General features: G+C 42.8%; 11 protein-coding genes and 1 pseudogene. All 12 read right to left on the reverse strand.

From position 1 onward, the window contains the following. Positions 1-122 (reverse strand): elongation factor Tu (tuf, locus tag J7M13_03990; GenBank protein MCD6363147.1); only part of this gene is annotated, 122 nt, incomplete at its 3' end. Between the two features lie 31 nt (positions 123-153). Beyond that, complete coding sequence (gene fusA, locus J7M13_03995) at positions 154-2241, reverse strand: elongation factor G (protein ID MCD6363148.1); 2088 nt, start codon at positions 2239-2241, stop codon at positions 154-156. 36 nt (positions 2242-2277) lie between these two features. Then, the gene (gene rpsG / locus J7M13_04000; GenBank protein MCD6363149.1) at positions 2278-2748 is read right to left on the reverse strand and encodes a 30S ribosomal protein S7; all 471 of its coding nucleotides are present in this window, start codon (positions 2746-2748) and stop codon (positions 2278-2280) included. 21 nt (positions 2749-2769) lie between these two features. Then, the gene (locus J7M13_04005) at positions 2770-3144 is read right to left on the reverse strand and encodes a 30S ribosomal protein S12 (protein MCD6363150.1); all 375 of its coding nucleotides are present in this window, start codon (positions 3142-3144) and stop codon (positions 2770-2772) included. A gap of 287 nt (positions 3145-3431) precedes the next feature. Further along, a pseudogene (locus J7M13_04010) lies at positions 3432-5417 on the reverse strand (FAD-dependent oxidoreductase). Positions 5418-5444: 27 nt separating this feature from the next. Then, positions 5445-7490, reverse strand: a complete 2046-nt coding sequence (locus J7M13_04015; GenBank protein ID MCD6363151.1) for a urocanate hydratase — start codon at positions 7488-7490, stop codon at positions 5445-5447. Between the two features lie 135 nt (positions 7491-7625). Beyond that, entirely contained in the window at positions 7626-8270 is a 645-nt protein-coding gene (locus J7M13_04020; protein ID MCD6363152.1) for a response regulator transcription factor, read from the reverse strand. Between the two features lie 32 nt (positions 8271-8302). Beyond that, the gene (locus tag J7M13_04025) at positions 8303-9406 is read right to left on the reverse strand and encodes a PAS domain S-box protein (GenBank protein ID MCD6363153.1); all 1104 of its coding nucleotides are present in this window, start codon (positions 9404-9406) and stop codon (positions 8303-8305) included. 21 nt (positions 9407-9427) lie between these two features. Beyond that, positions 9428-10711 carry a TRAP transporter large permease gene (locus J7M13_04030; protein MCD6363154.1) on the reverse strand — a complete coding sequence of 428 codons (1284 nt, stop codon included), beginning with the start codon at positions 10709-10711 and terminating at the stop codon, positions 9428-9430. Positions 10712-10718: 7 nt separating this feature from the next. Beyond that, a complete protein-coding gene (locus J7M13_04035; protein MCD6363155.1) occupies positions 10719-11198 on the reverse strand; it encodes a TRAP transporter small permease in 480 nt (159 codons plus the stop codon). 83 nt (positions 11199-11281) lie between these two features. Then, positions 11282-12271 carry a DctP family TRAP transporter solute-binding subunit gene (locus tag J7M13_04040; protein MCD6363156.1) on the reverse strand — a complete coding sequence of 330 codons (990 nt, stop codon included), beginning with the start codon at positions 12269-12271 and terminating at the stop codon, positions 11282-11284. Between the two features lie 140 nt (positions 12272-12411). Then, positions 12412-13528: sodium/proline symporter (locus J7M13_04045; protein ID MCD6363157.1), on the reverse strand; the 1117-nt coding region annotated here is incomplete at its 5' end.

Genomic DNA, 13528 nt, shown 5'->3' on the forward strand with positions numbered 1-13528 from the left:
AAACCATGCTGAGATAACACCCGCGTTATCGCAGCCGTCAACGTCGTCTTACCATGATCTATATGACCTATCGTTCCAACATTCAAATGCGGCTTCTTCCTCTCAAATTTCTCCTTAGCCATCTTTAAAATCACCCTCCTTTTGAAATTTGATTTATCTTCTCAAGCTTATAGCCCCTACAAGCAGGAGCTTTTCGGCAACATCTGGGGGAACCTCCTCATATCTCGAAAACCTCATGGTGTACATGGCCCTACCTTGAGTTTTGGATCGTAATACAGTCGCATATCCAAACATTTCTGCTAATGGAACCAAAGCCCTAACTATCCTCGTGCTTCCTCTCTGATCTATTTGTTCTATCTTTCCTCGTCTTGCGTTCAAATCCCCTATTACATCCCCTAAATACTGCTCTGGTAAGACAACTTCCACCTCCATAACCGGTTCCAACAAAAAGGGCTCTGCCTTTTTCATGGCTTCCTTAAAGGCTATGGAAGCAGCTATCTTAAAAGCAAGCTCCGAGGAATCGACCTCATGATAAGAACCATCAAACACGATAACTCTTATTCCCGTTACCATATATCCTGCCAAAACTCCAAAGGTAGAGGCTTCCCTAACGCCCTTCTCTATCGCAGGAATAAATTCCTTTGGTATAACCCCTCCCTTTGTTTCATCAATAAACTCAAAGCCCGTATGATTTGGCAGAGGTTCCAAGCGAAGCCAGACATGTCCATACTGCCCTCTTCCTCCACTCTGTCTGATAAATTTGCCCTCAGCCTCCGCTGGAATCCTAATGGACTCTTTATAAGCCACCTGCGGCTTACCAAGCTTGGCTCCAATCTTAAATTCTCTTCTTATCCTGTCAGCTATTACCTCGAGATGTAATTCTCCCATACCCCATATAAGCGTCTGCCCGGTTTCTTCATCATACCTTACCCTGAATGTAGGATCTTCCTCTGCCAACCACTTGAGCGTTTCTGCAAGTTTAACGTTGTCAGCTTGCGTCTTAGGCTCTATAGCTATAGAAACTACCGGTTCCGGGAAGGTCATTTTCTCAAGAAGGATGGGGTGCTCAGGATCGCTCAAAGTATCTCCCGTTGTCGTGAACTTCAGAGCAGGTATAGCCACTATCATACCAGGACCTGCTTCTTTTATATCCTCTCTTTTATTAGCGTGCATTCTTAAGATTCTCGAAACTCTCTCTCTTTTGCCCTTTGTAACGTTATATATATAGCTTCCAGCGGTTATGGTCCCAGAGTATATCCTGCAGTAAACAAGTTTTCCAACGTATGGATCAACCATTACTTTGAAAGCTAAAGCAGAAAATGGCTCCTCATCAAGCGGTTTTCTCTCCTCAATTTCGTTTGTCACCGGATTCGTTCCCTTTATCGGAGGAATGTCCAGAGGAGAAGGGAGATAATCAACAATAGCATCAAGCAGAAGTTGAACGCCCTTATTCTTGAAGGATGATCCACAAAGAACAGGCACAACCTTAAGCTCCAAAGTAGCCTTTCTCAAAGCCGATTTAATCTCATCCTCGGAAATCGGCTGCTCAGCCAGATATTTCTCCATGATATTTTCGTCAAAGTCGGCTAAAACGGTTATAAGCTCTTCTCTCTTCTCCATAGCTTTATCCAAAAGCTCCGGCGGAATATCAACATATCTATACTGCGTCCCAAGCTCATCTAGGTAAACAACTGCTTTCATCTTGATGAGATCAACCACTCCTTTAAAGCTCTCCTCACATCCCAACGGAAGCTGTATTGGAACTGCGTTAGCCCCAAGCCTCTTTCTCAACTGCTCAACTACAAACTCGAAATCTGCACCTATCCTGTCCATCTTATTAACATAAGCTATTCTGGGAACACGATATTTGTCCGCCTGCCGCCAGACAGTTTCAGATTGAGGCTCGACCCCACCAACAGCGCAAAAAAGAGCAACAACTCCATCTAAAACACGTAAAGACCGCTCCACCTCTACAGTAAAGTCCACATGGCCGGGCGTATCGATAATATTTATACAATAACCTTTCCAATAGCATGTAGTAGACGCAGCGGTAATCGTGATGCCTCTTTCTTGCTCCTGGATCATCCAATCCATGGTAGCAGTTCCTTCATCTACTTCTCCCATGCGACGAACCCTTCCCGTGTAAAATAGAATACGTTCCGTAGTAGTAGTCTTCCCCGCGTCTATGTGTGCCGCTATTCCTATATTCCTTATTTTGTCAAGTGCGTATTCCCTACCCAGAACCTTCTTCGCCATTTTCTCCTCCCTTTTAACTATCTACCACCTATAATGAGCAAAAGCTCTATTGGCTTCCGCCATTCTATGTACATCCTCCTTCTTCTTAACGGCTGCGCCTTCTCCCTTATAAGCATCCATTATTTCCTGCGCAAGCTTCTCACACATAGGTTTGCCCTTTTTGCTTCTCGCAGCGTTAATTATCCATCTAACGGCTAAAGAAAGCTGTCTGTGAGGAGGCACCTCCACTGGAACCTGATAAGTAGCTCCCCCCACTCTCCTTGGTCTAACCTCAAGGATAGGCTTAACGTTTTCTACCGCCTTTTCAAGCACCTCTAAAGGTGGCTTTTTCATTTTCCCCTCTATTATCTTCATGGCTTCGTAAAAAATCCACTCCGAGACTATTTTCTTTCCATCCCACATCATACAGTTTATGAATTTGGTAACAAGCGAACTACCATATACGGGATCCGGAGGTAGTACCCTCTTAGGAACCCTTCCCTTTCTTGGCATATCTGCTTACACTCCCTTCCTTTACTTCTTCGGCCTTTTAACGCCATATTTTGAACGAGACTGTCGTCTTCCCTCAACGCCAGCAGCATCAAGCGCACCTCGAATTATATGGTATCTGACTCCGGGTAAATCTTTCACACGTCCACCTCTTATCAATACAACCGAGTGCTCCTGCAGGTTATGACCTATCCCTGGAATATAGGCGGTAACCTCTATTCCATTCGTAAGCCTAACTCTTGCTACCTTTCTTAGAGCCGAATTAGGTTTCTTAGGTGTCACCGTATAGACCCTCGTGCAAACTCCTCTTTTCTGAGGGCACCCTTGAAGAGCCGGCGCGCTTGATCTTCTCTTCTTCGGCTTGCGTCCTTCCCTAACGAGCTGATTTACAGTAGGCACAATACCCCCTCCTTCTTGATAAAACTCCCTTAGGAAACCTTTCCAATTTTACCAACGAGGCTAAGTTATGTCAATAAAAATGTTTGTTTTTTCCCTCCCACAAAAATTGATCTCAGCTCACATCGATGTGAGCTGAGATCGCTGGGTTGAAACCCTAAGAGAGGAAACGGAATCTCTCTTACCCCTTAGAAAAACAAGTATTTCCTCCCCTATATTTCGCCCCTAATGCTCAGGGTAAACGCTTCCTCATCTCAATGAGAAGCATTCCGTTTCAACAAGTCTAAAAATTATATCTTGCATCCTACTTCATAAGCAGACCAAATGGCATGCTTTATATTCGCAGGCTTTAAAGCATCTCCTACTATAAAAAGCTCAACGGGACTGGACAAAAGATCGTTATAAAGCTTTCTTCTACTCTTGAAGCCAGTAGCGAATATTAAAGCATCGACTTCTATCTCCCTTTCTAAACCGTCTGATACCAAGACTATCCCTTTTTCGAAAATCTCTTTAATGACTGCCTTTGTGTAAACCCGAATATCATGGAATTCTATTTTCTTAAGAAGAAACAACTTATTCGGATGTTCAACATCTCCAAGAAGAAGCAATTTATCAAGTTTCTCCACTATGCTTACAGATTTCCCCAGGCTCTTTAACCAAAGTGCAACCTCGCATCCTACAAGCCCCCCTCCCACAACTACTACAGTATTCCCAATCCCTTTTCCATCTTTAAGAAGAACTTCCTCTGCAGTAAAGACCCTACCAGACATTCTCTCTAAGCCATTTATCTGAGGAAGAGAAGGAAGCGAACCAGTGGCGATAACTACACTATCAGGAGAGAGAGTTTCTATCGTCCTGCAATCGGCTTCCTCCTCGAGCCTCATAGTAATTCCGTAATCCTCAACCTGTTTCCTATACCAGTTCAGGAGCTTTCTATCATCCTTTTTAAAACTTGGAATGCTACCTGCTATTAGATGGCCTCCAAGCTCTTTTTCTCTCTCAAATAGAATAACCTCATGTCCCCTAATCGCCGCTACTCTCGCTACCTCCATGCCTGCCACCCCACCACCGACAACCACAACCCGTTTTCGCCTGGAAGCCGGACACAGTCTATAATCTTTTTCTCTACCTGCAGTGGGATTAACAGCACAGGAAAGGTTTTTCCCCCGGGCAATCCTTCCTAAGCATACATGGCAACCTATGCAAGGCCTAATATTACCAAACAACCTCTTTTTTACCTTAAGAGGCCAAAGAGGATCCGCAAGTAGCCCTCTCGCTAAAGCTACCATATCCGTCTTCCCACTTTCTACAGCTTTACGAGCAATATCAGGATCCTGAAGTTTCCCAGCAGTTATAATAGGTACGCTTAATCTTTTTTTCAGCTCAAGCGAAAACGGCAAATAAACGCCATAATCGAGATAACCAGGCGGATGAGCTAAATCCCACGATTCATAACTTCCCACATCTACATTGATGGCGTCATATCCTGCTTTTTCAAGAAAAACCGCAATTTCCAACCCTTCTTTGATATCTCTCCCTCTCTCCTCAAAGGTCTCTTCAACAAGCGCTCCTTTATTCCAGTCCTTAACATAGCTTTTCAAGCTATAGCGTATCAACACAGGGAAATCCTTCCCTGCACTCTGCTTTATGATTCTGAGTATCTCCAAAGCAGGGCGCAATCTATTTTCAAGGGATCCTCCATACTTATCTTTTCTGTGATTAAAGAAAGAAATCGCAAACTGATCAAGAAGATATCCCTCATGAAGAGCATGAACCTCTATGCCATCAAAACCGCTTTCGCGGGCGAGAATCGCAACCTCTCCAAAGCTGGAAATGATTTTTTCTATTTCCTCAACTTTAAGCTCGCGACATATGATATCTGGATTCCAATAGTTGGGAATCGGAGATGGAGCAATCGGCCGCTTTTTCAAAACGCTGGGATGGGCCACTCTTCCAAAGCCCATCGTAACTTGGAGGAAAATTTTGCAATCATACGAGTGAACCCTTTCCGTAAGCTCAATCGATGTTTGATGAAAATGGGCTGGGTTTAAAAGTGGGCAAGGTGAAGAGGGCATTACAAATTCCTCTATCTCATTTTCCACTCTAACCAGACCAGTTATTAGAAGTCCAGCTCCACCCCTCGCACGTTCAACAAAGAACTCTATCGCTCTTTCGTTAAATCCTCCTTCAGTTGTAGCCAAACCAGTAAGCCCCATAGGAGCCAAGGCAATTCTGTTCTTTATCTCAACTTCACCTATATTAATGGGGTCGAAAAGCTTACTATAACCCACGCTATATTTCACCTACCTTTCAGCAATCCCATGTTTTTTAAAGCTCCAAGAAACTACTTCATTCACCACATCATCAGCAGCGAGGAAAGGAAGCGTTATTATGTCTTCCTGCTCCTTGTTATGCTTTGCCGCTGTAGCTATCGAATTGGGGTTACGAGCCCATGAACGTCTTGCAACTCCCACCATTACATCCCAGTTAAGAGCATTTTTTATGATTTCATCAACTTTTCTACTGCCATCCAATAAAAGTCCAAACCCCGTATGAAGGCTCCTTCCAATACCAACTCCTCCACCATTCCCTATGGCAACGAATGTCATCCCTCGCGAAGCATTTCCGGCAAAGCAATGAATTGCCATATCAGCCGTAACGTTACTACCATCCTTTACATTTGATGTCTCTCTTATCGGGCAATCTGCTCCTCCAGTGTCATGATGATCCCTCCCTATAAAAATAGGACCTACTTCGCCACGACGTACCATATCATTGAACTTCAAGGCTATTTTCACTCTTCCCTCAAGATCCTGATATATCATTCTAGCCCTCGTTCCAACGGTTAAATTGTGCTTTCCTGCCTCCTTTAGCCAATTATAGTTATCCCTATCCTGGGGACTTCTTCCAGGATCAATGCAAGACATCGCAGCCTCATCCGTCCTTACCAGATCCTCTTCTCTACCACTTAAGCAAACCCAGCGGAATGGTCCATATCCCTTATCGAATAACTCCGGTCCTGTTATGGCTTCCATAAAATCCGGAAATATAAAACCATCTCTTGTGTCTCTACCATTACGAGCTATCTCCTTAACACCAGCATTAAACATGGCTTGCATAATAGAGTTACCATACTCAAGGAAAAACGCTCCTTTATCAGTAATCGCTTTTATAAGCTGATAATGCTTTCTTAAGCTTCTATCTACATATTCGCGTAACAGCTCTCTATCTCTCTCAAGGAGCTCTCTCATCTCCTCATAAGTTAAATCAACGGGGACATATCCACCATCGTATGGTATATGACAGGATGTCTGATCGGAGAGGATATTCACCTCTATATCATGTTCTACGATATATTCAAGAAGCCTAACTACATTCCCACGATAAGCAGCAACAAAACCTTTATTCGTTGCAAGATAGTGCTTGACTTTTCCGAATATATCGTCAAGATCAGAGGAGGCATAATCGAGCCATCCTTGCTCCAGTCTCCTATCAATGAGGTCATCCCTTACCTCAGCTATAACAGCTACACACTTGGCTATTTGAGCTGCCTTAGCCTGAGCGCTACTCATGCTTCCCAAACCGGCAGTTATGTAAAGAACCCCTCTTAAATCATCCCTATCGCCGGAAAGACCATATTTTCTTGCAGCATGACGAAGTAAGTTATAACAACCATGAATTATACCTTGGGGACCGATAAAAAACCACCCACCCGCTGTCATTTGTCCATAATTTGTAACACCCATCTCCGCCGCTATCTCCCAATCGTCGAGGTTGTCATACATACCGACCATAATTGCATTTGATATAACTGCACGAGGAGCTTCCGGACGTGATTTAAATAGACCAAGAGGGTGACCAGACATAACAACGAGGGTTTGATTCTCCTCCAGTATTTCAAGATACCTTTTAACCAATCTGTATTGAAGCCAATTTTGCACTACCCTCCCAAACTCCCCATATGTAACAAGCTCATAGGGATACTGAGCTACCTCAAAATCAAGGTTATTATCTATCATGACCTGGATAGCTTTTCCTGCCAAGCATCTTCCTTTATACTGATCCACAGGCTTCCCCCATATCCGACCCGGGGGACGATAGCGATACGCGTATATTCTTCCCCGAGTTATGAGCTCCTCCATAAACTCAGGAGCTAAAACATCGTGAAGCTTTGGAGGGACATATCGCAGGGCGTTCTTTAAAGCTATCTTTGCCCTCTCCCTGGACAGCCTGAATGGTCTCACAGGTGCTCTCGGAACACCAGGTTCAAACTCGGGATATTCAGGTAATTCATCACCAAGGCTGACTCTAATAGCCCCTCCTATGACATCGTTATCGATCTGCACCATTGAAAAATCACCCCCTACAACACTACCTAAATGTAGAATAGCCCGGGAGTGATCTCCAAACAATAACCTCATATAATCAAAGAATAAGACGAGGGAATAGCATTAAAACACTACAGGGAGGGCCCAAAGGGGATCTTAGGGAGAGACATATCCTTTGCGAATTGCATATCTCGTTAATTCAGCAGTATTTCTCAGCTTCAACTTCCTCATTATATTTTGTCTGTGCCGTGCAACTGTGTTCACACTAATATGAAGAATATCAGCAACTTCCTTATTTATATACCCCTCCGCAAGAAGCTTAAGGACCTCTATCTCACGCGCAGTAAGCTCTTCCTCCTCGTTTCTCTTACGAAGCTTTTCGCCCAATAGCATCTCTATAAAAGCTTCAGAAAGCATCTTTCTAACACCCGGACCTATATATATCTCACCCTTAGCTACAGCTCTTATCGCTTTGCTCAACTCATCAAAAGCACAGTCTTTAAGAAGGTATCCAGAAGCTCCCGCCTTAAACATTTCAGATATAAGATTAGCATTAGCATACATCGATAAAGCTATCACCTTAACTTCTTTGTTGTTACTGAGGATGACTTTCGTTGCATCTATGCCGTTCATTTTGGGAAGCATTACATCCATTACGATAACTGCGGGATTTACTTTTTCCATCAGTTCAACGACCTCCATACCATCCGCAGCTTCAGCAACCACCACCATGTCACTCTGCGCATTTATTAAGGCTTTTAAGCCTTCCCTTAATATCTTATGATCATCAGCCAACAAAATACCGTACCTTTTGTCCAAGATAACTCGCCCCTCTACGCAGAATCTGCATTCCCTTCCTCAAAAGCCTTTATAGGAACCAATATATAGACAACGGTGCCTTCTCCTTCCATCGAGCATATTTCCATGCGTCCACCCAAAAGCTTCACCGTTTCCTGAAGACTAAATATACCGTATCCTTCCTCCACAGCGCTAATATCAAATCCACAACCATAATCCCTAACCTCAAGCTTTATCGTATTCTCATCTTTAAGATCTACTTTAACTTCGGCAAAATCAGTCTTAGCATGCTTAACCACATTTGTAAGAAGCTCCTGAACTGCTCGAACCAAAAAGGCTTCGAGCTCCATAGGGAATTTCTTAGAAAGATTACCATAAGTATATTTAACCTCAACCCCATACTTGCTATAAAACTTATCACTAAGCCAAGACAAGGTTGCTTCCAACCCGAGCTGATATAAAACAGGTATCCCGAGATCAAAGGTTAGATCTTTGGTTATCTGTATGCTTTCATTCAAGACTTCAATGATATCTTCTATCTGCTTTCGGATTTCTTTACTCTTTATGCCAGCGTGGAGCATCTGAAGCCTCAACTTAGAAAGAGCCAAATTCTGCCCTATAGAATCATGTATTTCCTTAGCTACGCGTTGGCGCTCCTTTTCTCTCGCAAGAGAAATCGCAGAAGCCAAACACTGAAGCTTTTTAAGATACTGGCGTTCCTTTTCTCTCGCTTCAATTATTTCGGTTATATCGAGGAAAGCACCTATTAACCCTATAGGATCACCGGCATCATCAGTAAAGACAGTCTTATTCAGGATAACAGTATGATACGTGCCGTCATGATGAAGTATTTTTCTCTCCTCAGATATGAATCCTCCCTCGGAAATGAGTTTTTTATCCCGTTCAAAAATCTCCTCTGCTTGTTCTGGAGGCACAACATCTGTCACCGCTTTGGATAAAATCTCCTCCACGCTTTTACCCATGAAATCTGCGTAAGCTTTATTGCAACCTATATATCTACCTTCTTTATCCTCACAAAATATGGGAACAGGAACTACATCCAAAATCTTTTGAAGAAAATCCTTTTTACTCTCAACCAGCTTTAACCGCTCTTCAATTCTCTTCAAAGCTTTTTTCACACACAACCTACCCCCTTTTTATTATCTTAGCAGGAGATTAACAAGATAGGTGCTCAGAGACGGCACATAGGTAACCAAAACTAAAACCAGCACCAAAACCAAGAAAAACCACAGAACTTTCCTCGAGATGATCTCCATGCTTACTTTGGAAACCGCAGAAGCAACGAAGAGATTAGGTCCATAAGGAGGTGTAATAAAACCTATGGTTAAAGCTATGGTCATTATAACACCAAAATGCACTGGATCTATTCCCATGCACTTTATAATAGGAAGCAAAATAGGAGTTAGTATAACCGTAGAGGAAAAGTTATCTATAAAGCATCCAACACCAAGGAGAAAGAGATTTATAACGAACAGTATAACATAAGGATTGTCAGAAACGCTTAATAAAGCCTTTACTATCTTAATCGGAATTCTCTCTATAGTTAGATATCTCGCAAATGTCATCGATAAGCCTATCATGAAAATAACAGCTCCGGTTATCTTCACCGTCTCTTTTAAGGAATTATATATTTCTCTCCAGCCGAGCTCTCTATAGATAAAAACACCCACTATAACGGAATAAACGACTGAAACCCCACCTGCTTCCGTAGGCGTGAAAATACCTCCATATATCCCCCCAAGGATTATTATGGGTACAAGTAGAGCCCATATAGCTTCTTTGAAAGCCTTCCACACACGAGAAAGGGAGGGACGTTCCACTCCTCGGGAATAGCCCTGCTTTTTAGAGATAAAGTATCCTACCACCATAAGCGATAACCCCATAACTATGCCCGGAATCACCCCAGCAATAAAAAGCTTACCAATAGAAACCTGAGCAACTATACCATAGATGACAAAAGAAATGCTTGGTGGAATTATAACACCTATGCAACCTGCCGCAGCGGTAAGAGCAGCAGCAAATGCACGATCGTAATTTCTTTTTTCCATCTCAGGAATCATGAAGCTTCCAATTGCAGAAACCGTAGCAGTACTCGATCCAGAAATAGCACTGAAGAACATGCAAGCTAGCACTGTAACCATAGCAAGTCCTCCAGTAGCAAAACCAACTATACTATCAGCAAGATTGATAAGCCTCCTTGAAACTCCACCTGCTCCCATAAGGACGCCAGCTAAAATAAAAAGAGGAATAGCTAAAAGAGGAAAGGAATTCAAAGCGGTAAAGGATCTCTGCGCAATGATTACTAAAGGAATGCTGCTGGTGAAAAATATGACCGTAGCTGTCGCAACACCTATTGAGATACCTATAGGAACTCCTAAAGCCAAACAAGCAAACAGAAGGAAGAATAACCAAAATACCTCCATCTTTTATCTAACCCCACCTCTCTACCTTTTTCAATGTAGATACGATCTCACTAACGAGCCTTATCCCCATTAACGCACCACCTACAGGAACAGACGCATATGCGTATCCTATGGGTATGCGCATAGCTATGGAAAGCTCTCCATGACGAAATAGAAGGATAACAAGCTGGGTTCCAGTCCAAGCAAGAAAAACACAGAATAAGAACCATATTAAAAGAGAAACTACCTCCAGAAACAGTCTCCATCTGCCATTAAATTTCTCTAAAACAAAGCGAATCCTTAGATGAGAGTGCTGTCTAATAGCGTAGCTCGCCCCAATCCATGCTCCCCAGATAAATATATATGTGCATAGCTCCTGAACCCAGGCAGGGGAATATAGAAAGATATACCTCATTATCACCTGCGCAAAAACAAGGATCACTATAAAGGCCATCCCCCCAATTAGAAGATACTCCTCGAGCTTATTGAAAAAATCTCTTACCCTCATGACTCTACCTCCGAAATTTAGAACATACAAAGCATCTTTTCAAAAATAAGGGCCCCCACGGGGCCCTGAACATAATAGAGTCTTTAAAACTCCCCAACTATAGAGTCAAAGAACTCGTGTCCGAGTCTATCCCTCAATCTCTTGTAAACTCCTTGCGCTGCCTTAGCGAACACTTCCTTCTCCTCCGGAGTTAGCTCATTTACTATCATTCTCTTCCTTAAAAACGCTAATTCCTTTTCTTCCCTTTCGTTGCAAATCTTTCTTTGCGCATTTCTGAAAGCCATTGCAGCATCAGATACAACTTTCTGAAGATCCTTTGGCAAGGATTGATAAAACCTTTCGCTTATAAGAACAGAGATGCTGGCATAAGTATGTGCAGTTAAGGACAGATACTTCTGAACCTCATATAACTTCAAGGACTTCATCACGAAAACGGGATTATCCTGCCCATCAATCACACCTTGTTGAAGCGCAGAATAAAGCTCTGAGAAGCCAATAGGTGTAGGGCTAGCTCCCCACGTTCTAAACATATCCATATAAGTGGGAGCCCGCATTACCCTTATCTTGAGTCCCCTTAAATCTTCAGGCCTATGAATGGGTCTACAATTGTTACCTATATGTCTAAAACCTATCTCGGCAAAAGCAAGGCTTCTTAATCCTTTTTTCAGTAGATAACTGGCAAGCTTCTGTCCCTTTGGACCATCAAGCATATTATAGGCATCCTCTTTCGTTCTGAAAAGATATGGAAGATCAAGAATTTGAAGCTTAGGCTCAAACGAAGCAAGGATTGCTGTTGCTGGCAAGCAAACCTCAAGGCTACCCAGCTGAAGAGACTCTATTGTCTCCGCATCCCCACCCAGCTGGCCTGCAGGAAATAATTCCACCACTATCCTACCACCCGAGTGCTTCTCAACATACGGCTTAAAGACCTGTCTCATTGCCACATCATGTGGATAACCTACGGGGACTACATAAGCAACCTTCATCTTATATTTTGCTGCCCCTAAAGCAGGGAAGACTATTCCTACGAGAACGGCCAGAATCACCACCGCTACTGCCACTTTCTTTGCCATGAAAACACCCCCCTATAGGCGAAATTTTACACAAATAGCATAAGCATTGCAGGAGCTGAAAACCATGCCACATATAGGTATATTACATAAACAAAGAATAGTGTAAATATACTATCTAATAAAAAGCTTTCGCCCTCCGCTCAGTTAGCGGAAGCGGAGGGCGAAATCGCTTCCTCTCCCTTAGATTTGGACAGTAAAGCTCCCAAGTAGTAGAACAGAAAAGCCATGATTAAGCCAGGGATAACAGGGTATATAAATAGCTTTTTATAAAAGAAGATTTGCCATACCACACAGGAAATTACAGAAATAACCATCGAAAGCAGGGCTCCGCTTTTCGAGGGTTTCTTAGAATAAAGCCCCATAAGAAGAGGAATCAGAAAAGCAGACGTTATAACTGAAAAGGCAAGGCCAACTATGGTAACAATTATGCCAGGGGGTTTAAGAGCCAGTAGAGGAGAAATTAAACCAAGTATAACCACCGAAACCCTGGCAAAGCGAACATCACGCGATCCGAGGATATCCTTAACAAGCGAGCTTGAAAGAATCATCAGGTTTGAGTTCACAGTTGACATGGCTGCAGCAAGCGCAGCAACCAAAATAACAGAGGAAAGAGCCTCAGGAAAGAGTTTACGAGTCAAAAGGGGAATAACAAGATCAGGATCTTTCACACCCTTAATAAAAAGATGTGCAAATGGGCCTATAGAGAATACAGTTACAGCAAAAAGACCTATAAGTATTGGTGTGAGAAGCATTCCCTTTCTTATAACTCTTTTATCCCTCGCAGCATAAAATCTTATGACAAGCTGAGGGCTCGATAGCTGTGCGATACTTATGGCAAAGGTCAGACTAAGTATAAATGGGATCATCATTCCAGCCTTTAGTATGGGAGGGGGTCCATATCCTCCAAGCGTTAACAGCACTTTTCCGGAAGTTCCTCCAGGCAGGGTTATATGAGAAAGTGCCTCCAAGCCAGAGCCTATACCTCCCATTTTATAAACCAAAACGGTGAAGAGAGAAACTCCTCCAAAAAGAAGAAGTATTCCTTGAATAAAATCGGTCAATACTACAGCTCTGAAACCTCCCAAGGAGGTATAAACTATAACAGGTAGTGCAACCAGTAAGACTCCATACTTATACGGCAATCCCATCATAACCTGAAGAAGATTCGAAGCACCTTTATATATAGAAATCATGTAAAATTCAAAGAAAACAAGAATTATCAAAGCTGAGATAACCTGAAGAACTTTGCTATCGTAT

The sequence above is a fragment of the Synergistota bacterium genome, assembly GCA_021159885.1.
Classification (GTDB): Bacteria; Synergistota; GBS-1; order GBS-1; family GBS-1; genus AUK310.